Origin of the sequence: Moritella marina ATCC 15381, from assembly GCF_008931805.1 — a bacterium.
Taxonomy (GTDB): Bacteria; Pseudomonadota; Gammaproteobacteria; order Enterobacterales; family Moritellaceae; genus Moritella; species Moritella marina.
Genome location: NZ_CP044399.1, coordinates 1,901,400 through 1,923,803 on the forward strand (window position 1 = coordinate 1,901,400; position 22,404 = coordinate 1,923,803).

Consider the following 22,404-nt stretch of genomic DNA (forward strand, 5'->3'; position numbering starts at 1 on the left):
ATTAACCCTGCCGAAAAAATACCCATTAATGTCTAATACTCACACTTGCGTTGCAACAACACTGAGGTTATTCTGCTCTTATATTATGGATAACAGACTAAAATACCAGTATGACAGTAGCATTTACATTACCTATCATCCTTGATGGTGGCATGGGCCGTGAGCTTCAAAGCGTTGGCGCCCCCTTTCAACAGCCGGAATGGTCAGCTCAAGCCTTAATTGAAGCGCCTCACTTTATCTCGCAAGTACATGCTAGCTTTATAGAAGCCGGCGCAGAGGTTATCACCACCAATACTTACGCATTAGTCCCCTTTCATATTGGTGAAAAGCGTTTTAATGAAGAAGGTGCAAACTTAATGAAGCTTGCAGCTCAGCTAGCACGACAGAGTGTCGCAGATCATCCAGGCTTGCTAGTCGCAGGTTGCATCCCTCCAGTACTAGGCTCTTACCGACCAGATTTGTTTACGCTAGAAAAAGCCAAACCTTTACTTGAGATCGTGATCAACAGCCAACTGGCTGACGCCGACATATGGTTAGCAGAAACAATCTCCTCAATTGCAGAAGCAGACATGATCAAAGCGCGCACTGCAACCACAGATAAACCAACTTGGATTGCATTTACGGTTAAAGATGAAATAACAACAGCGCCTGCTCTGCGTTCTGGTGAATTAATTTATGATGCCGTAAGTCAAATAGCTGGACAGCATGTGTCCGCCATCTTATTTAATTGCAGCTGCGCCGAAGTCATGGAAACAGCGCTTACCGTCTCTAAACAAGCGTTATTCGATCTCGGTATTGCAGACGAAGTACAGCTAGGCATATACGCAAATAACTTCCCTCCTATTGGCGACTTGCACGAAGCCAATAATGCCGTTAAAGGAATAAGAAAGGATATCACTCCACAAAGATACCGTGAATTTGCAGCAACCTGGATCAAAGCTGGCGCATCCATCGTCGGTGGTTGTTGTGGAGTCTCGCCTGCACACATCAAGGCTCTAGCCGAGCTTAAAAATACATAGTCATCGCTAGATTAATGGTGCTTTCTTCTTGTCAGTGCCATTAATCGTATCTCTTTTTCTGGTAAATGCGTTCTCAATAACATTAAATTTATTGATATTTATTGAATTTATAATTTTTACGTGGTCCAACCAAGAATCCTGTGCTTTAGTAATAACCAGTCATGTTGATAAAAAGGCTTCCTATGCATATCACCCCCGCGTTACGTACTATTTTGGTTGTTGATGATATAGCCGATAACATCCAAACTTTAAATGGTGTTCTTAACGCTGAATATAAGATACAAGCGGCAACAAACGGTCATAAAGCATTAGCGATTGCACAACAAAGTCCTCAACCGGATATGATTTTGCTTGATGTTATGATGCCTGAAATGGACGGGTTTGAAGTTTGTCGATTATTAAAAATAAACCCTGCCACTAAGCATATCCCGGTCATTTTTGTCACCGCAAAAAGCGCTCCCGTGGACGAATCATTAGGGTTTGAGTTAGGTGCAGTTGACTACATAACGAAGCCTTATCACCCTGACATAGTAAAAACACGCGTAAAAGCCCAATTCTCTTTATCTGTTCAAAATCATCACCTTGCAGACTTAACAAAGATGAACAGCGACAACATCATTAGTGATGAAGAGATGATAGCCTTAAATAACATATTTCTGGGTGGCGCTAGCTGTAGAAATACGCTCGATGTATTCCAAAGTTATGCAAGCAACAATAACACCAAAATAAACGATGATGTCGCCTCTATCATGCAACGTTTTACATCATTGAATGATGCAGATAAAGAACAAGTCACTCAGTTAATAGAAACGCTAAACATTGGTGATGAAGATGAAAAACACAAAATATCGGCATTTTTCGATTTAGACGATAACTAAAGCGTTCATTATTATAAAAAATTGAATTTATAACATACATATGAGAGATGATGACAATGCCTAAATTATTAATTGAATCAAATAATAAGCGCATCATGCTCGGCTTTTTCATTGCTATTTTTCTACTTGTTACTATTGCTTTAGCGAGCATGTTCCATTTTACTAAATTAACTCATGCCATTGATCGGTATACACAAGCAGGACAATTATTGATTGCCCTTGATAGCGCTCGTATTGCAGAACTCGTTTATACCCGAGATGGTTTAGATCAAGATGCAAAAACAGCGACCGCTCATCTTGAAACCGTACAACCATTAATTGAAGAATTCATCAATAACGCTGACCGGGTATACGTTGAAAAGTTATTAATTATATCAGATCAATATCGAGCAGCTTTTGAACATTACGTATTACTGACTGGTAAAATACGTCAAAAATACAAAGACATGAACAATTCAGTCATATTAGCAAATGACAATGCCGAAGCCCTAAGATCATTGAGAAAAAAGGACATCGATAACGAGAAGCTGAAAGTGAAGCATTTTAGGGTAGAAGTGGATGAAAGAACCGAAAATATAGAAAGTGTTTATCAACTAGAGAACGCTATTGAAGACGTTATCACTATTAAAAAAAATATATTGATCTCACATAAACAGCGTGACCTTAAACCTCTCTCGGCATACTTTCATAAAATTACTGAGCTAACAAAAACTTTAAAACGATCTATTACCCATCCTGAAGGCGTCAATATACTGATGCAGTTGGAGCCCGAAGTTAAAACGTTGAAAACCCTTTTCAAGCAATTTGAAAATATAAACAACTATGCAGTTCTCACCATCAACACTCCCTTAGTTGTCGCTATAGAGACACATGCTCTAAGACTTGTAGATCTAACGGCCGATTTACGAACTAGCGAACAAAACCTGTTGAATGCAATCTCTAAACTTCGCGATATATCTCAAAAAATCATGCTACGCAGGTTAGAGTTTTATGAACAACTCGATATTTTGTTAGATAATATAAATGCTGCGCGACAATTTAATCGGGAGTTTTCATCAGCACAAGACCACAGAACTCGATACTTATCATTAAGTCAAATTCAGCAGCTGTTAACTTTAACAAAAACTGAAGTTAACGTTATTTCATCTTTATTTACAGAAAAAGATGACCGAAATGCTTTCAATGAACTGTTACCTAACATCGAACTTTACTTCAATGATTTTTTGGCATTAGCTAATTTAACAACACAGAGGTTCGAAATTAGAAATAAAATGAATGAGTCGGCCGTTATTGCCGACGATATTTTGTCTAATTTTCGAGAGTTTAGATTTAAAGAAATGGCCCAGTCACGTAATTTAGTTCAAACAATGTCTATTCTGTCTATTTTCTTTTTAATTAGTATCGTATTACTTGGCTATGTTATGCGTCGTTCGCAAATATCGCTTACAAATTTAAGCCTACAATTGGGCATTGCCGCAGAAAAAGCAAAAAAAGCAGAACAAGCAAAGTCCGATTTTTTAGCCAATATGAGCCATGAAATCAGAACCCCAATGAATGCCATTATCGGCATGAGTTATTTAGTACTAGAAACAGAGTTAAACCCTAAACAGAAAAATTATATTAGTAAAGTTAACGGCTCTGCCAATGCGTTACTTAGGATCATTAATGACATCCTCGACTTCTCTAAAATAGAGGCTGGTAAGTTAACCATTGAAAAAATTGACTTCAAGATTGCGGACGTTTTAGATGAAGTCGCAGACACCATTGGCTTAAAGGCACAAGAGCGGGGCTTAGCATTACACTTTGAGATAGATAGCAGCCTGCCAATCAATTTTATTGGCGATCCTTTAAGGCTAAAACAAATACTCGTCAATCTAGGTGACAATGCGGTGAAATTCACGAAAGCAGGAAAAGTGACATTCAGTTTCACCTGCAACATGAACAAGAACAATAATGTCGTACTCGTTTGTCATGTACGCGATACCGGTATTGGTATGACACCTGATCAAGTAAACAACCTCTTTTCTGCATTTTCTCAAGCTGATACCTCAACCACTCGGAAATATGGTGGCACAGGTTTGGGCTTGGCTATTTGTAAACAACTGACACAGCTAATGCAAGGTGACATATCAGTAACCAGTGATCTTGGCGCTGGCAGCTGTTTTTCATTTTACGTCACTCTGGCACATTTAAAATCATCACCAAATGTCCTAGCTGCAAAGCAAACTGTCTATTCAGCAAGTACTCTGACGCAAGCATCTCAACAAGACGATATTAAGGTAGATACCATTTCCGTTGCACAACACTTGATAGGTGCTCATTTTTTATTAGTCGAAGATAACAAAATTAATCAAGAACTTATCTATGAGATATTAACAAGTAAAGGCATTAACGTAACGATTGCTAACCAGGGGCAAGAAGCGATTGAATACCTCAATCATCGCACTTTTGATTGTGTGCTGATGGATTGCCACATGCCTATAATGGATGGCTATAAAGCGTCAAAAATAATAAGAACAGATCCACGTTTGCAAGGGTTACCGATTATAGCAATGACCGCAAATATCATGGAACAAGATTTAAATAAGGCAAAAAAATGTGGCATGAATGACGTTATTGGCAAACCAATCAATATTGCTAAAATGATGAAGACACTGGCTAGGTGGGTCAAGATAAAACCAGCGCACACATTCAAACAATTTGAACTTACCCCTAGTACTGCGCTGAAAATTGATCACATGGAAAACATAGAAAACAGCCTTAACATTGAAGGGCTTGATCAAGCGATGGGGTTATCTTGTGCTAACAATGATATTACGCTTTATTATAAGTTACTGGCTCGATTTTCAAAACAATATGCTCAAACCTCCCCTCCTTTAATATTAGGAGAGTTAGATTCACGCCAGCAACAGCACTTTATTCACACTTTAAAAGGTCTTGCAGGTAACTTAGGTTTTTCAGCTATTTATCAGCGTTGTAATACAATTGAAAAAGGCATTGGGGAAACATCAAGAAATGACCAACTGCAAACCCTTGAGCAAATGTTAGCAAGCGCATGTACCGCACTAGCACACTATTTTAAAGACAACGGGGAGCAGTTTACAGGTAAAGCAAGCCATCAGGCAAAGCACTCGGCTATTAATACATTGATGATAGACCAACTTACAAAAGCGCTAAAACATTCAGATACCATTGCTATCGAACTAGCCGAAAAGTATGTAGCCAGTGAATTGGGCTTATCTATATCGGATCACCAGAGGCTAATAGAGTATGTGAATAATTTTGATTTTGATACCGCATTAATACTTTTTGATGGCTAAGCTACCCAAATCAACAATATTAATGCGTGCTGCTTTTGGGCGTCATATTAAAATGACGCTTAAATTCACGACTAAATTGTGAAGAACTTGAATAACCCACCAGCCTTGCCGCATCATTCACGCGCAAACCTTCAAGTTGGATCAATTCTTTGGCTTTATTTAACCGCACTTTCTTTAAATACTGCAATGGTGATTCTAACGTCACCTTACGAAACGCCAAATGAAACGCAGAAACGCTCATGTTAGCCTCCTCAGCTAGGTATTGAACCGTCAATGCTTCAGAATAAGACTGGTGCATTTTAGTCAGCACTTTCGCCACCCTCGCATATTGTCCGTCGTGCTGGGCTAAATCAAACAACACATGCCCTTCTGACCCGACAAGTGCTCGATAGACGATCTCCATGACCAAGGATTCACCCAACATTTTACTTTCTAAATCCGAATGTAATGCCAGCATTAACCGCTTGCAACTCTCTAACATCGGCGCCGCCATTTTCACCGAGCTTAATCCACACGTCTCTTGGTTACAGCGTGATGTGTAATCAAAAGAACTTGATGCCAATTCGTTGACTAAACGATGTAACAAGGTCGGATCAACATTGATGGTAAGACCTAACAAAGGTACGCCATTCTCCGGGAAAGCTTCACACTCTAGCGGCATCGGCACACCAACTACCAGATAGTCTTCAGGGCCATAATGCACAGGCTGATTACCTACATGTATATGCTTACGTCCCTGTCCCATCACGATAATGCCCGATTCGTACACAAAGGGTTTACGCCGATTACCTTGGCTACTACGATAAAACCACACACCTGGGATAGCGGTTTCTTTAATGCCTTCAAGATCATTTAGATCGTACGCATCCGCATATGTTTGCATTAAATCGCCTAGAGAATTCATCGTCACCCTTAAAGATTAGTCATTACGTCTATACTAAAATACTCACAAAAATAGGAATAGGCAACTAAAATGGAGAATACCGCCTTTTTAAAGTGTGCATTAAATAGTAATATGCAATTATTGAATAAATCAAAATAAAGGACATACAATGAAATTCTCTTATGTTAACCCGACTCAAATCCATTTTGGCCAAGGTCAAATTTCAACTGTCGCAACCTCTATTCCAAAAGATAAAAAAGTATTGGTAATTTACGGTGGTGGTTCTATTAAGAAAAATGGCGTTTATGACCAAGTTTCAGCCGCACTTGCAGAGCATACATGGACAGAATTTTCAGGTGTTGAAGCAAACCCAACAGTTGAAACCCTAGACAAAGCTGTGATTATCGCTAAAGAACAAGCTATTGATTACATTCTTGCTGTTGGTGGTGGTTCAGTTATTGATGGCTCAAAATATGTTGCTGCTGCAGCGATGTACGAAGGCAATGGTTGGGATATTTTGATTGGTAAGCATCAAGTAACTGAAGCAATCGCGATTGGTGCTATTTTGACACTACCAGCAACCGGTTCTGAATCAAATTCAGGCTCTGTTATTACCCAAAAATCAACGCAAACTAAACTGCCGTTTATGGCTGATGCAGTGCAACCTAAATTTGCGGTACTTGATCCTGATTCAATGAAAACATTACCAGAGCGTCAATTAGTAAACGGTCTTGTTGATGCTTGGGTACACGTTTGCGAGCAGTACTTAACAACTGCTACAGGCACTATGGTTCAAGACGGTTACGCTGAAGTATTACTTAAAAACTTACTGACGTTAGCTGAACAATACGATGCACGTGATAACAACGAATGGCGTTCAAACCTAATGTGGACAGCAAACCAAGCGCTTAATGGCTTAATTGGTTCTGGCGTAACACATGACTGGGCAACGCACATGATTGGCCATGAATTAACAGCGCTATACCATGTTGATCATGCACGTTCATTATCGATTATCCAACCGTCTTTATTGCGTAACCAAATTGAAGCGAAACGCGCTAAATTGGAACAGCTAGGTAAAAATGTATTTGGTTTTACCGCTTCTGCAGATTTAGCTGAACGCACTATTGTTGCTATCGAAGCTTTCTACCATGACGTTAAAGTACCAACGCAATTAACGGAACACGGTGATGATAAAGTGGCTGCGATTGATACTATTATCAAGCAACTTGAAGCACATGGTATGGTTGCATTAGGTGAAAGCCAAGCGATCACGCTGGATGTTACTCGTCAAATTTTAGAAGACGCTGTAGCGTAATATCGAGATAAAAACGCACTAAACACGAGTCGTTTTACTTGCGAACATTAAATACTAAAAGCCAATACTGTTAATCCGGTATTGGCTTTTTTTATTGATAACACAAGGTTCCATTTCCCCTACCGCTGCTACTTCTACTTAATCCGATTCAATGACAAGTAGCTTCTGTTTCATGAAATCGATAAACACGCGATTTTTATTCGGCATGTATTTACTTTGCACATACTGCAAACAAATATCACCGTGATAATTTCCCTGTAATTGCCAATCTTGCAATAGTGGCACGAGCGTCCCCGCAGCAATACCCTGCTGCGCAATATAATCTGGCAAGCCACCAACCCCAAAACCTTGTTCAATGGCATCACAACGCATTTCACTGTGGTTAAGTAAATATGATCCCGTCACATGCACGGTCGCCTGTTGATTTTCGTTGCTAAATCGCCAGCGGTTATCGGCCATGTTTTCACCTAAGCACAGGCATGGTAAAAACTTTAAATCATCAGGATGTGTTGGCAAAGCATGGTTCGCGAGGAAATCAGGGCTGGCACATAACACCTGTTCAACGCGACCGATTTTAACGTTGACCAATGCTTCAATGGGATTGTCATTTATATGGATCAGAAAATCGACACCATCATGAATCGGATCTAAAACACGGTCGGTCACTTTTAAATGTAACTGAATATCTGGATAACATTTTAAAAACTCAGTGAAAAGTGGTCTTAATACCCGACTCGCTAACGATTTTGGCGCCGCTACTCTCAATAACCCACTCACAGTTGATGTCGCAGAGGTACTTGCATTAACCGCTTGCTCTGCTGACTCAACCATCTGTTTACAATAATCGAACGTTATTTTACCTGACTCGGTTAACGCCAATTGTCGCGTAGTACGTGCTAGCAGTTTAATGCCTAAGGCATCTTCTAACCGACTAATTTGACGACTCACCGCAGAGGGCGTTATACCGAGTTTTCTGGCGGCTTTGCTAAAGTTCCCTTGCTCAACCACAGTGACCAAAATCGCCATGTCAGGCAACAAAGGGATCAGTTTATTTGTGTCCATGAAGCACAAGTCCTTTTACAAATAGGCGTATTGTTTAAATATCCTCATAAATTAACATGGTTGTAGCGTAATAAATACGTTGTTGTGAGCCTATTTTAAATCATGAGAGGTAAATATGGAGTTGTTAATAAATACGTATATGGCAGAAATTATTGCGGTGACTACCATTGCTATTTTTATGGTGGTGTTACCGGGGGCTGACTTTGTGATGGTGACCCGTACGAGTATTCACCATGGTCGTTTAGCTGGCTTATATACTAGCTTAGGCATGTGTTTATCTGTTTGTATACATGCTAGTTATTCAATTGCAGGGTTAGCCGTCATAATTGCAAAGTCGGCCTGGTTATTCAATTTAATTAAATACTTAGGAGCCGCTTATCTTATTTATATTGCTTGGCAATTATTAACAATACGCGCTCAGTTAAATACAGATCAAAATAATCAAATGGTTGAGATGTCACCCTTTGCCGCGATACGTTTAGGTTTTACCTGCAATATATTAAACCCTAAAACATCTATCTTTTTCTTAAGTATTTTTACCCAAGTGGTATCGATCGACACGCCGCTAGTCATGCAGATAGGATATGGCTTGATCATTATGTTGGCACATTTTATCTGGTACATCGGGGTTGTGTTACTGTTATCTCACCCAAATATATTGCCTCGCTTCAATCGCCATAAACAAAAAATTGATAAAGGGGCTGGATTTATATTAATGCTGATTGCGATCAAACTTAGCTTAATGAACTCCATATAAGCCATTTAAATGAGAATCATTTTCAAGTAGGATGTGCTTTCATACACAACACTATCCTAGTTAGGCATCATCCATCATATGCAAAGCGAATCATTAGAACGTCTTAAGAAAGCATTCATCTCTGGTATTTGGGCTACGCTGGCCAGCATTAGTGTGGGTTTCGCCTTTAAAATTTGGCTGACACAATGGGTGGCGAAAGGCGATCTAGCTTTGTATCACACCGTCGTTGATATCATCTCACTATCATTAATTTTAATGACAGGTTTTCGATCTTCGATGGTGGTTACTTACTCTCAAACACACAACGACCGTGATATTATCAATATCTTCCGTTTCAGTTTAATTGCGATTGTACTGATTACTTGGGGTACCATCATTCCCTATATTAAACATTCACTTAATATTAATGTTGGCTACTTACAGATGGTTGGTATCATCTTCGGCATGGGCTTAAAGATCTACTTTACCAACCTTATCGCCATGTATCGTTTATACGAGGTGTCCAATAAAGTCACCTGGCTCGAGCCTATCAGTAATGTGGTTGTGTTTGTGTTCTGTTATTATTTCTTAGGGCTAGATACACTCGCCTCCCTATTCTACGGGCTCACGCTATCTTCACTTTCTATTGCGATTTATATGTATGTGCGTCGTAAAAAGTCAATAACTACACTTCCCTTAGCTCTGGTACACCTTGACCCGCCGCTTATCAGTTACGTGAAGAAAAGTTTTACCGCGTCTCTAGAAGCCGGAGCCAGTATCTTAATGATTTATATCACCGTACTCTTGACGATCACGCATTTTAGCGTCGATGAACTCGGAGATTTCCAAGTGGTCGTTCGCCCTATCTTTACCTATATGACGATGTTATTTGTTTTCCCTATTTATCGCTTTGTTCTACCTGAGTTAGCGGTGAATATACGTAACGCCGATCATAAACAAGTGAAGCAAATACGCCGATGGGTATTTAAATTATCCGCTGGCGTTGGCATAGCATTTTTCTCAATCATGTATTTTGGCGGAGCGTCGATCATTGCGTTGGTATTCCCACCTGAATATAGTGGCGCGCTACCGGTATTACTCCACTTCTCGATCTTCTTTGTATTTATGATGCTGAATGCTTATCAGCTTGCCTATATAAAAGCGCACGGACGATTTACCCTCAGTCTGTTAATCCGAATCATGGGCATTGTTACTTTAGTTACTGCGTACCATCTATTGTCAAAAATGACCGACAATGTCGTCGCTATCATTACCGCCCTATGTGCTGGGTATGTCGTCATGTTCATCCTATCAAGTATCGCAGAACGCCGAATTTTAAATGAACAGACCAATAAACTCGTGTCCATTGCAATTTAATCAAACATCAAATCGAGCGAGTGCTAGCCCCAACCTTGTGATCCCCAAAGAAATAACTAGACTCAAATATGTACGCCCAACATATAAGGAAAAGTGCATGGGACATTGCCATAACACCATAAATATCGACGCACCTATCGATAAAATCTGGGAAACAATCTGTAACTTCCATGATTTATCATGGGCTGCAGGTGTCATCACCTCTTTACGTATCGTTGGTACGCAACAAGGTCACGAAATTGGCGCAAGGCGGGTATTAAACGACGCTTTTCATGAAACTTTAACGGCAGTAAATGCCGAGCAGCACACTTTTTCATACAGCATTGATGACGGTCCAGGTCCAGTGGCCAAAGATGCAGTCGATAACTATATTGGTGTGGTGAAACTGGTCGAAACAAGTGAAGGTACTTTAGTAAAATGGGATTCAAGCTTCGAATCAGCCAATAGCCAAGAAGTGAGTGAATTTTGTGATCCGATTTATCAAGCTCTACTATCAGCCCTGAAAGAAAGTTTAACCTAGTCGGATAAACGGTAATATTTACAAAGGAAGCACTCGGCTTCCTTTTTAAATCAATTAACTGTCACCTCTGTTTGACCTGGGGTGAATTACAAATCAGCTAACGCAGTTTCAATCTTTTTAGCCACGTCTTTCGGTACCCACTGACTCCACTTATCTTTATTATTTAATAAGAAGTGTTCAGCAGCATAATCACCGTCTGCTTGTTCTTCATCTATCCACGCTAACTGCTGGTTCATTTCATCATTGCTGAATGAACGTTTCCCAAGGTACTCCATCACCGCAGGCTCTCGTTTAGAAAAATCAGTCGTCACAATACTCTGCACTGGCGCTGCTGGATAATCGGTTACTTTCGGGTTTTCACAATCTTCCACAATGGTACAATTTTCAAATTCATCACGATCAAAACCAGTCCCGAAATCAACACGCACCATGTCGTATTTATCCATGATGGCCGTTGGTGACCAATAATAGCCAAACCACGCATCTTTATTTTCATAGGCTTTAGCCATCGAACCAGATAAACCAGCGCCGGAACCAGGATCAACTAAATCAAATCCGTAATCAGCAAGATCCATTGCATTGAATAAGTTCGTCGTTGAGATCTGACAAGTCCAACCCGCAGGGCATGCCATGAAAGCAGAGCGCGTTGGGTCTTCAGGGTGTTTAAATAGCTTAGCATTGGCCTTAATACCTGCTAGCGTTGCTAAAGACGGATCTTTTTCAACCATATATTTAGGTACCCAAAAACCAGAAACTGCGCCGTCAGACAGTAAATCACCAGCCACAACAATACGCCCTTCTTCACCGCCTTTCGCCAGTGTCACTCTAATCTGGTTAGTCCAGAATTCAGGGGCTATATCAGGGGTGTTTTTTTCAATCATCGACGTTGCTGTGATGGTTGAATTACCAGGCACAATTTCAACGTCACAAGCATAGCCATGTTCTAGAATAAACGCATCAATATTAGCAACTAAGGTTGCGCTGCCTAAGTTCATATCCGCAATAGTCACTGAGCCGCATTCAGCTGAAAATGCACTGTTTACAGCAAATAAATTGTAAGACGCCATGGTCAACAGCAATGCTAAGGGTGCTTTTTTAAGCATCATAAAACCTCAAATTAAACTGGGTGTATTAAATATAGATAACGTCATTGTACTGCACTATTTTAGCCCCAGTTTAATCTTTAGTTAAAAATGTTAACTTGTGGCTAAAATTCAGTTAGTTAATTACTAATAATATCGTTGGCGCTTATTCAAACATACACAATACTTAAAATAGTTACATGAATAAGGAGGCTAAGTGTGAAGCGAGACTCAATGGAATTTGATGTTGTCATTGTCGGAGCTGGACCTGCCGGATTATCTGCAGCCTGTCGCTTACGTCAACTTGCACTAGACACTGAAACCGAACTCAGTGTTTGCGTCCTCGAAAAAGCCGCTGATATTGGCGGGCATACCCTTGCGGGGACTATCTTTGAGCCTCGAGCATTAGACGAACTCTTTCCAGACTGGAAAAACTTAGATTCTCCTGTTACCTGCCAGGTGAAACGCGATGAAACTTGGCTCCTAAAAAACGCCACGACAGCCCGCCGAGTCCCGAGTATGTTAGTGCCATCAAGCTTAGATAATAAGCACAACTATATAATCAGCCTCGGCGACTTGTGTATTTGGTTAGCCAAACAAGCTGAACAACTGGGCGTCGAAATATTCACTGGTTTTGCCGCAAACGAATTCACATTTGCCGACGATGGTAGCGTTAAAGGCGTGATCACCGGAGACATGGGACGTGATAAAAACGGAGTAGAAAAAGACAACTTTATGCCAGGAATAGAAATCATTGGCAAGTATACCTTGGTCACCGAAGGTTCACGTGGTCATTTAGGCAAACAGTTAATCGAAAAATACCAGCTAGACAAAGACGCAGATCCGCAACATTACGGACTCGGTATTAAAGAGCTGTGGCAAATAGACCCCGACCTCCACCAGCCCGGATTAGTCATTCACAGTATTGGTTGGCCATTAGCAGAACACGGCGCGACTGGCGGTGCGTTTCTATATCACATAGGAAAAGATCAAGCTTATGTCGGTCTCATCACCGACTTGAATTATCAAAATCCTTACCTCAGCCCTTTCGAAGAATTCCAACGACTTAAATTACACCCTGCAGTGAACCGCTATTTAAAAGGCGGAAAACGCCTTGCTTATGGCGCGAGGACTGTCACTAAAGGCGGCTATAATTGTTTACCGAAAATGGTATTTCCCGGCGGATTATTACTTGGTTGTGATGCTGGTACATTAAACGTGGCAAAATTAAAAGGCACGCATACCGCCATGAAAACAGGTATGCTCGGTGCTGAAGCTGTCTTTGCTGCAATGGCATTAACACGTTATCAAGCAAACGAGGACATTAAGAAAGTAACAGAGCAAGTTTCAAAACAATGTCCAGAACAATGCCTAGAACATTTCACCTTATTGTATGAAGCGTCTTGGGTGTATCAAGAATTATATCAATCCCGTAATTTTGCGCCTATCACCCACAGATGCAATACCATGTTAGCAGTGACATGGTTTGAACAGAATATACTGCACAAAAGTTTACCCTTTACCCTACACGATTCAAAGCCCGATCATTGTCAGTTACAAAAAGTTACCCGTTCAACTGTCATCACCTACCCAAAACCCGACAATGTATTAACGTTTGACCGTTTAAGTTCAGTGTTTCTAGCTAATATCCAGCATGATGCAGATCAGCCGAATCACCTTAAACTAACAGATCCTAATGTGCCTATGTGTACTAACCTGCCCCGCTTTGCAGAGCCAGCACAACGCTACTGCCCTGCTGCTGTCTATGAAATTGTCACGGTCGGTCAAGAAGTCAAATTCCAAATAAATGCGCAAAACTGTATCCACTGTAAAGCCTGTGATATCAAAGACCCATCACAGAATATCGTTTGGACACCACCTGAAGGCGGTAGCGGCCCCAATTATTCAGGCATGTAGCTTCGATGCTGAAGGCACGGCTAAGATACGCTCTCAAGAACAGCTGCATGACAGCAACAAAAAAGCGCCGCTAATCAGTGATTAGCGGCGCTTTAGTATGAGTTGATTAATGAGCGTAGTGAGTTACGCCATTAACCAACTTTATCTAGCTTTACCGAATTTAGCTTTATGGCTTGTGCAGCAATGATCTGCGCATCCATGTAGTCTGCAACAGCCGCTTGTTGTGCTTTATTTAAGTACAAACCAAGCTTAGTACGACGCCATAATACATCTTCTGCTTTCTTAGCAAACTCTGTTTCAATCAAGTAATCAAGTTCGCGGCTGTAAACACCGTGACCAAAGTGAATACCAAAATCAGCCTCAGATTTACAATCAGCGAATAATTTCCAAGTATCTGTACCAAATTGGTTCACATAACGCTTCGCTGTTTCAGGGTTTAGCCATAAATGCTGTGAACAAATGTTAGCAACTAACTGCGTACGTGGGTAGCTAAAATCACCGCCTGGTAATGGCGTATCGGCTGTCCACGAATTACCTAACTTATCAAAGTACGGTGAAATCAGTGTCATTGCTGACTCAGCAAGTTTACGGTAAGTAGTTAATTTTCCACCAAAAATAGATAACAATGGCGCTTGTGTGCCTTCTTGCTCAAGTTCCAATGTGTAATCACGTGTGATGGCTTGTGGTGATGAAGATTCGTCATCACACAATGGACGTACGCCACTGTAAGTCCAAACGACATCACTCGGTGCAAGCTGTTTCACAAAATGTTCGTTTACCACATCAATCAGGTATTCTACTTCGTCATCAGAGATCGCAACTTTACGTGGGTCACCAACGTATTCAACGTCAGTTGTACCTATGATTGAAAAGTCTTCCATGTAAGGAATAACGAACACAATTCGATTATCTTTGTTTTGGAGAATGTAAGCTTGTTCTTCATCATGAATACGTGGTACTACTATGTGTGAACCTTTGACCAAACGAATGTTACGTGGTGATTCTTCTTCCATGCTGTCATCGAAGAATTGCTTCACCCAAGGACCAGCCGCATTCACTAATGCACGTGCAGTACGCTCGAAACGCACGTTTGTTTGATCATTTACAATCGTTACTTGCCATAAGCCATCTTTACGCACAGCTTTTTCTACACGGCAATAGTTCTCAACTTCAGCACCGTTACGTTGTGCTGCCATCGCATTTAGAATAACTAAACGCGCATCATCAACCCAACAATCTGAATATTCAAAACCTTTGGTAATTTCTTTTTTAAGTAAACCTGATTTTGCTAAGTTCACTTGGTTACTACCTGGTAACGTTGTACGCTTACCCAAGTTGTCATACAGGAATAAACCTGCACGAATTAATAACGCAGGACGTAAGAAAGGACGGTGCGGTAAACGGAAACGCATCGGTTTAACAATGTGTGGGGCTTTCTTGAGTAATACTTCGCGCTCTGCAAGTGATTCAGACACTAAACGAAATTCGTAATGTTCAAGGTAACGTAAGCCACCATGAACAAGTTTAGAACTTGCTGATGATGTAGCTGAAGCAAAATCGGCTGCTTCATATAATCCGACAGTTAGGCCTCGACCAGCAGCGTCCGCTGCAATACCTGCGCCATTAATACCACCACCTACAACGATCAGGTCTAGTACTTCATTGTTTGCTTTATTATCAGTCACATTATTGGCCATTACTTTCTGGTTTCCATTATTCATACTTAACTCACTTTAATACATTCTTGTCTGAGCGAACGACCGCTTTCGAACATCTGCAACTAATATAGAACACTTTGCTATTAAAATCATCATTTACTTTCGAATTCGCGCATTTATTTTTACATAGCGAACATTAATGACGAAAGTAAACACGATAATAATGTTCGAATGGCTATTAAGCCTCACAAATATGTCAAGTTGATGACAAAAATAGACTACTTTGTTGAAGATGCCCAACCTACCAAAAATAAACTCAAAAAAAGCCCAAAAAAAAGCACCACTATATCAATATAATGATGCTCTTCTAATTCGACTAAGGTGATTACCTATTGGCAATCAATCCTAAGCACTAGTTATATAACTCATAGCAAGTCGTCTTCTTCATCATGGCCTTCAGCCCATGATTGCGCCGCTTTCACTGCACGTTTCCAACCACGGTAACGACGTTGACGTTTAACATCATCATCATGTGGCATAAATGATTTTTCAATCACAGCTTTATCAGATAATTCATCTAGGCCATCCCAGAAACCAACAGCCAAACCCGCAAGGTATGCCGCACCAAGTGCCGTTACTTCTGTAACAGCAGGGCGTAATACCGTCGTATTGAGCACGTCAGATTGGAATTGCATTAAGAAGTTATTCGCGACAGCACCGCCATCGACACGTAGTTCAGCCAATTTAATGCCGGAATCAGCTTGCATCGCATCAAGTACGTCACGTGTTTGATACGCAATACTTTCTAATGTGGCACGAATAATATGGTTTGCACCAACACCACGCGTTAGACCAACAATCGTACCACGTGCATAAGCATCCCAGTACGGTGCGCCTAGACCAGTAAACGCAGGAACAACATACACACCGTTTGACGAATCTACTTTGGTTGCAAAATATTCAGAATCTTTTGCATCAGCAAGCAATTTCATTTCGTCACGCAACCATTGGATAGAAGCACCACCCATGAATACCGCGCCTTCGAGTGCGTATGCGACTTCACCACGTGGACCACATGCCAAGGTAGTAAGTAGACCATTCTGCGATGTTACTTTTTCTTTACCCGTGTTCATTAACAAGAAACAACCCGTACCGTAGGTGTTTTTCGCTTGGCCTTGTTCTACACACATTTGACCATAAAGTGCAGCTTGTTGATCACCAGCAATACCAGCGATTGGGGTACGCGTACCGCCTTTACCACCTAAGTTCATTTGACCGTAAACTTCTGAAGAAGATTTCACTTCAGCCATCATTGATAATGGAATATCAAGGATCTTAAGTAGTTTCTCATCCCACTGCAGTGTATTGATGTTAAATAACATAGTACGTGATGCGTTAGTGTGATCAGTTACATGTACGCGTCCTTGGGTCATTTTCCAAACTAACCAAGTATCAACAGTACCGAATAATAGTTTACCGGCTTCAGCGTCTTCACGTGCACCCTCAACATTATCAAGGATCCATTTAATTTTTGTACCAGAGAAGTACGGGTCAACAACCAAACCTGTGTTCTCACGTACGTATTCTTCAAAGCTTGCATCTTGTGCTTTTAATTTGTCACAGATATCAGCAGTACGACGACATTGCCATACGATCGCGTTATAAACCGGTTTACCTGTTTCTTTGTTCCAAACAATCGTTGTTTCACGTTGGTTAGTAATGCCGATACCGGCAATTTCATCACTAGTGATGCCAGTCTTGGCTAATGTTTCAACTAATACTGAGCTCTGAGTTGCGTAGATTTCAAGTGGATCATGCTCAACCCAACCCGCTTGCGGATAGATCTGCGTGAATTCACGTTGAGATACACTAACAATATTTGCATCGTGGTCAAGAATAACGGCACGAGAACTTGTTGTACCTTGGTCTAAAGCAATAATGTATTTTTTCTCAGTCATTACGAAGTCCTTTTAATTTCATAGAGTACTTATGTTTAATTATATACCCAAGCGATACTTTGATGTTAACTATTGATTTACTTGTTTATTTATTTTTTGTTTTAACAATACAATAATCAAAGTCGCTTAGATGGCATTCAAAATTTATGCGATGTTACTTTTCAATATCGCGAACTTATACTTCAGCTGTTTTAGCTTCAACAGATACTTCATCACACTGGTTTGGAATAGTGCAACCATGACCTGCAGATGGTAAATATTGACCAATCACTTTTGGATATAACCAACCACCGAAACATGCGCCTACAATTGGGCCTAAGATAGGAACGATGAAGTAAGGAATATCTTTAGCGCCTGTTAATGCAAACTCCCAACCCGCGAAATAAGCGAACAGTTTAGGACCAAAGTCACGTGCTGGATTCATCGCAAAACCAGTTAGTGGACCTAAAGAACCACCGATTACCGCGATTAGTACACCGATAAGTACAGGGTTCATTGCGCCACGCGGCTCGCCGTTACTTTCATCGCCTAATGCTAAGATAGCGAACATTAATACCGCGGTGATCACAAACTCAACCGCAAATGCGCCGATGAATGTTAATGATGGGTGTGGGTAAGTAGAAAAGATACCAGCTGTGGATAATGCCGCTTCACTGTTACGCAAGAAGCCGTTAGCTATTTCGTAGTCAGTAAATAAGTTGCTATATAGTCCATATACTAACGCTGCAGAACAAAAAGCACCTGCGAGTTGCGAGAATATATAAGGTAGTACTTTGCTTTTATCAAATCCGTGAAACGCTGCAAGTGCAATCGTCACGGCAGGATTAATATGCGCGCCAGAAACACCCGCGGTACAGTAAATAGCAATTGCTACACCCATACCCCAAATAATACTAATTTCCCACTGACCAAAACTTGCCCCCGTTAATACCAGTGCAGCTACACAGCCGACACCAAAAAATATTAACAGTCCAGTTCCAATAAACTCAGCCAGGCATTCGCCCATCAGAGTATGTTGTTTATTGCTAGCCATGATTCATTCCTTTGTTTTATTTATGTAGGGTATACACAATGTTCGTGTGAATTTTAATTTACACTTTTTATACATAATTAAAACAAACAAGGAATAAAAATGAGCGTTCGAGCACATAAACGCATTCAAACGAGACATGTTGAAATATATTTAGCTATAAAACACGCTATATCGAACGGGGTTGATCGAGATCAGTGCATATATGACTAAGCGCTACACGATAGTTAGCAACAATATTTAACACTTTATTAGTATTAAAATGGTAATTACTGCGCATATAGCTTATTAACAAGCATGAACGTAAGGGAAGTTAAGGTGAGCAGGCTAAATGTAACAAAGCGAACATCTGTAAGGTGAAATTATTAAAACGAACAAAACACGGTTAAGCCATTTGTAGGCTTAACCGTGTTAATAGCAACACCACAAGGTCTGCGTATTGTAACAGCCCCCTCTGAAACCCTATTGCGGGATTGCAGAGTGATCGCTTGGTTTTGATGTCGCACTTTTGATTAGCATGTAAATACACATAGTCAGCATGCAAACACCAAGGTACATAATCAAGCCATTGTTGTAGTGCTTAAAGCTCTGCGCCACGACAGGTCCTGCCACAGAGCCAGCGCTATAACTAAGCAACATGATCTCGGTCGCCGCAACAATTTTACTCACGCCTAAACTGTCACACGCTAACGAGATAGCAACGGGATAGAGTGAAAATACACTCGCACCCAACAACATGTAGCTTGAGCTCAGCAATACTGAGTCATGCGTCGTTAATATACCAATGACGCCCAGTACACCCAATAAACAAAATAGTGACATTAATAATGTCTTACTCATTTTCGGTGACAAGTAGCTAACGATTGGTTGCACTAACATGCCGCCCAAAATAATAATCGCCATTAGCATACCCGTTTGCTCTGCACTGCCTGTTTGTGCTTTAAGGTACAAAGGCATTAACCCATAAATAGGCGCCATTAACATACCAGAAACTAAACATCCTAAAATGGCAGGACGGCTTAGTGTTTTTAGTTCAGCAAACTTGATCTTTTGGTGCCCAGTGCAATCAGGCTGCCCCACCTTGATTAATAACGGCGGTAAAATAGCAACCAACAATACACCTATCACTATGCTGTAAGGAAAGATCCCAACAGCCCCTATAGGAACAAGTGCTAACTGGCCTAATGCATTACCACCGTATAAAGAGGTCATGTATAAACCTAAACGTTTAGCGCGTTGTTTTGCGGTGTCGGCCATTAATAACCAAGACTCAACAACAACAAATACCCCTGCTACGGCAACACCGGCAATAAAACGAGCCGCTAACCAGGTTGCTGCACTTGGTAATGCGATCATCAAAAAGATCGATAACAGCAGTACACTTAAAAACAAAATAAACGCAAGGCGGTGCCCCATTCTTGCGACGACACTTTCTATCTGTAATGACCCGATTAATAGTCCCAGATAAAAGATACTTGCCAACCAAGGTGTTAATGTAAGACTTAGTCCAAAAGATTGCAAAGATAACGGAATTAGGCTCATTAAAAAGCCCGATGCAATAGCAAAAAATGACAAACCGACAACAGGTACAAATGTGCTGTTTTTTGGGTTTGTGCAGGCGAATGTTCCCACCTTGTATCCTCAAGTTAAATTGTTTAAATATAGGTTAAGCCGCTATATGTGTACCAGTCACTGGTTACTGCATATTTCGGCGAGACTTTAATCCTAATTTAATGTGATGTAAAGTTTATTTTCAATAAAACATAAAATAATTTAAAAGGAAATAAACTGCGCTTAAGTACCGCATGTCAACAGGTTACATCCATGTTAACATTTAATGCCATCACACTTTCGATACGTTAACCAAAACGAAACGCCTTGATTAACACGTGAATACCAAAGTGCTGTTTACACAAGGTTAAATCACTTTAACGGTAACCTAAGAGTAAATTAACTACTGTTAATAGAGGTTTTAAATATTAATTTAAAATGCATTTTAAAGTCATTGTTAATTCTATGATGAACGATGATCAGAGAGGTAAAAAAGCGCACTTAATAACGTATGTAATGAGGGTTTTGAGGTGATAGCAATGTAAGATAACAGTTATTGTTAACTACATATTGAGTGGTTCATTATTGCTTAAATCTGCATAAAGTATACGATTCTTACCCGCGATTTTAGCCGCATATAAACGTTCATCGGCTTGTTTAATGACACTTTTTATTGATTTAATTTGCTCAATCGAAGACGTAGTAACCACACCACCAGACATAGTCACGTGAAACTCGGTGTCGTCACTATAATGCGGGACATTAGCAACGCTTTCACAGATGCGTTCAAACACATCAATCTGTTTATTATCTTTGTTATATGCAATTAGCAAGCCGAATTCTTCACCGCCAAGGCGTAATAATATGTCATTTTCACGAATTTGCTGTTTAATAACGGTCGTCACTCGGATCAGCACTTCATCACCGATAGGGTGCCCATAAGTATCATTCACATGCTTAAAATTATCTAAATCGATGATCATAAAAGAGTAAAACCGGTGATGTTGAATATTTTCGAGTTCTGCCATAAAACCACGACGGTTTAACAGTCCAGTCAAAGGATCATGGCATGACTCAGACGCCAATACCTTCGACACAAAACGTAATTTCAACGTATATAACACCCAAGCTGCAATCACAATGGCCACAAAATAAAACGCGATATCGGTAATGCTATTCTTAAATAAGTAAGTCATTTGGTCACTGATTGAATTCGGCATTACCATACGTAAATTGGTAATATTGCCATCAAAGCTTAGCGGCTCACTAAGTATACCCAAGTTAGATGCGGGCTTGGAATCATTAATGAGGTAAAAGTCCGAGTCTATAACCGACAATATTTCATGCCATAAAATATCACTATTAAGTACTCCATAGAAACGGCCATCCATATAAATAGCAATGGAAAAAGTCATTATTTGATTGTTTGCGTATAAGTCATCATAAGGACCTGAAATAAAGACCTTGTTACTCATCCCCTCCGTGCTGGTATTTAACACTTTACGCATATAAGGACGTTTAAACAGGGTTTTTTCAAAGTTCAGCGGATTAATCAATAACGCATTAATTTTTGGCGATACAATGACGAATTTATGCTGTGAAATAAAATAAAGACTATTCACGTGATCTGTTCTACCAGCTAAGAATGTCATCATAGGTGTGATCTTAATCGCCTCGGTAATTTTATGATGTAAACCGGTATCCTTTGCACAACCAGGTTTACCACTCACCACCAAAAAATCATTCTCGAAGTCGTACATTTGGCTACTGCTGCGGTATTTGGATGTATAACAGGTGTCAGCTTCGGTTAACTCAAAATTTAGTGCCGTTTTATTTTCGGTCGAATGCGAGAGCGTTAATTGTGATAAGCCATATTGGATAGCTTGAAGCTGGTAGACCAACTCGCCGAAGTGCCTTTCTAATACTTGAAATGATTGTTGAAATTTATCGAACTGTTTAACTTCAGAACGATTTATCTGATACGTGATAATAACACTAATAATAACGGCAAGATAAACAGCAATTCTAATTTTCAAGGGCCACCCGTATCCAATTTAACTATAACATGACAATTTATATTTAGTATAATATCAAT

Annotated in this window: 16 protein-coding genes; 8 read left to right on the forward strand and 8 right to left on the reverse strand. The window is 40.3% G+C overall.

What is annotated here, in order from left to right; genetic code table 11:
• The first annotated feature begins 110 nt into the window (after positions 1 to 110).
• The 3 genes from FR932_RS08545 to FR932_RS08555 all read left to right on the forward strand — a co-directional run bounded on the left by FR932_RS08545 (position 111) and on the right by FR932_RS08555 (position 5,217).
• Positions 111 to 1,019, forward strand: coding sequence for a homocysteine S-methyltransferase family protein (locus tag FR932_RS08545; protein ID WP_019441108.1), 909 nt, complete (start codon positions 111 to 113; stop codon positions 1,017 to 1,019).
• Positions 1,020 to 1,201: 182 nt separating this feature from the next.
• Entirely contained in the window at positions 1,202 to 1,897 is a 696-nt protein-coding gene (locus tag FR932_RS08550; RefSeq protein WP_019441110.1) for a response regulator, read from the forward strand.
• Between the two features lie 56 nt (positions 1,898 to 1,953).
• A complete protein-coding gene (locus FR932_RS08555) occupies positions 1,954 to 5,217 on the forward strand; it encodes a hybrid sensor histidine kinase/response regulator (RefSeq protein ID WP_019441111.1) in 3,264 nt (1,087 codons plus the stop codon).
• Between the two features lie 19 nt (positions 5,218 to 5,236).
• On the opposite strand, the gene FR932_RS08560 is transcribed toward FR932_RS08555, so the two are convergent.
• A complete protein-coding gene (locus tag FR932_RS08560; RefSeq protein WP_019441112.1) occupies positions 5,237 to 6,121 on the reverse strand; it encodes an AraC family transcriptional regulator in 885 nt (294 codons plus the stop codon).
• Positions 6,122 to 6,269: 148 nt separating this feature from the next.
• Between FR932_RS08560 and FR932_RS08565 the strand changes: the two genes are divergently transcribed.
• Positions 6,270 to 7,418: an iron-containing alcohol dehydrogenase gene (locus FR932_RS08565; protein ID WP_019441113.1), complete on the forward strand. Its 1,149-nt coding sequence runs from the start codon at positions 6,270 to 6,272 to the stop codon at positions 7,416 to 7,418.
• A 138-nt stretch (positions 7,419 to 7,556) separates the two neighbouring features.
• On the opposite strand, the gene FR932_RS08570 is transcribed toward FR932_RS08565, so the two are convergent.
• Positions 7,557 to 8,480, reverse strand: coding sequence for a LysR family transcriptional regulator (locus FR932_RS08570; RefSeq protein WP_019441114.1), 924 nt, complete (start codon positions 8,478 to 8,480; stop codon positions 7,557 to 7,559).
• 115 nt (positions 8,481 to 8,595) lie between these two features.
• Here FR932_RS08570 and FR932_RS08575 point away from each other — a divergent pair, with 115 nt between their 5' ends.
• From FR932_RS08575 to FR932_RS08585, 3 genes are all read left to right on the forward strand, one after another.
• Positions 8,596 to 9,237, forward strand: a complete 642-nt coding sequence (locus FR932_RS08575) for a LysE family translocator (protein WP_019441115.1) — start codon at positions 8,596 to 8,598, stop codon at positions 9,235 to 9,237.
• Positions 9,238 to 9,315: 78 nt separating this feature from the next.
• Entirely contained in the window at positions 9,316 to 10,593 is a 1,278-nt protein-coding gene (locus FR932_RS08580; protein ID WP_019441116.1) for a polysaccharide biosynthesis protein, read from the forward strand.
• Positions 10,594 to 10,690: 97 nt separating this feature from the next.
• On the forward strand, positions 10,691 to 11,113 hold the full coding sequence (locus FR932_RS08585; RefSeq protein ID WP_019441117.1) for an SRPBCC family protein: 423 nt from the start codon (positions 10,691 to 10,693) through the stop codon (positions 11,111 to 11,113).
• Positions 11,114 to 11,199: 86 nt separating this feature from the next.
• Here FR932_RS08585 and FR932_RS08590 read toward each other — a convergent pair whose 3' ends face one another.
• Positions 11,200 to 12,216 carry an ABC transporter substrate-binding protein gene (locus FR932_RS08590; RefSeq protein WP_019441118.1) on the reverse strand — a complete coding sequence of 339 codons (1,017 nt, stop codon included), beginning with the start codon at positions 12,214 to 12,216 and terminating at the stop codon, positions 11,200 to 11,202.
• Positions 12,217 to 12,429: 213 nt separating this feature from the next.
• On the opposite strand from FR932_RS08590, the gene FR932_RS08595 reads away from it, so the two are divergent.
• Positions 12,430 to 14,112: an electron transfer flavoprotein-ubiquinone oxidoreductase gene (locus tag FR932_RS08595; protein ID WP_019441119.1), complete on the forward strand. Its 1,683-nt coding sequence runs from the start codon at positions 12,430 to 12,432 to the stop codon at positions 14,110 to 14,112.
• A 131-nt stretch (positions 14,113 to 14,243) separates the two neighbouring features.
• Here FR932_RS08595 and glpD read toward each other — a convergent pair whose 3' ends face one another.
• The 5 genes from glpD to FR932_RS08620 all read right to left on the reverse strand — a co-directional run bounded on the left by glpD (position 14,244) and on the right by FR932_RS08620 (position 22,345).
• A complete protein-coding gene (gene glpD, locus FR932_RS08600; protein WP_026032118.1) occupies positions 14,244 to 15,833 on the reverse strand; it encodes a glycerol-3-phosphate dehydrogenase in 1,590 nt (529 codons plus the stop codon).
• A gap of 362 nt (positions 15,834 to 16,195) precedes the next feature.
• Positions 16,196 to 17,728, reverse strand: a complete 1,533-nt coding sequence (gene glpK / locus FR932_RS08605; RefSeq protein ID WP_019441121.1) for a glycerol kinase GlpK — start codon at positions 17,726 to 17,728, stop codon at positions 16,196 to 16,198.
• Positions 17,729 to 17,903: 175 nt separating this feature from the next.
• Positions 17,904 to 18,761, reverse strand: coding sequence for an MIP/aquaporin family protein (locus FR932_RS08610; protein ID WP_019441122.1), 858 nt, complete (start codon positions 18,759 to 18,761; stop codon positions 17,904 to 17,906).
• 459 nt (positions 18,762 to 19,220) lie between these two features.
• Positions 19,221 to 20,390, reverse strand: a complete 1,170-nt coding sequence (locus FR932_RS08615; protein WP_019441123.1) for an MFS transporter — start codon at positions 20,388 to 20,390, stop codon at positions 19,221 to 19,223.
• 482 nt (positions 20,391 to 20,872) lie between these two features.
• Entirely contained in the window at positions 20,873 to 22,345 is a 1,473-nt protein-coding gene (locus tag FR932_RS08620; RefSeq protein WP_019441124.1) for a diguanylate cyclase, read from the reverse strand.
• Between the last annotated feature and the right edge of the window lie 59 nt (positions 22,346 to 22,404).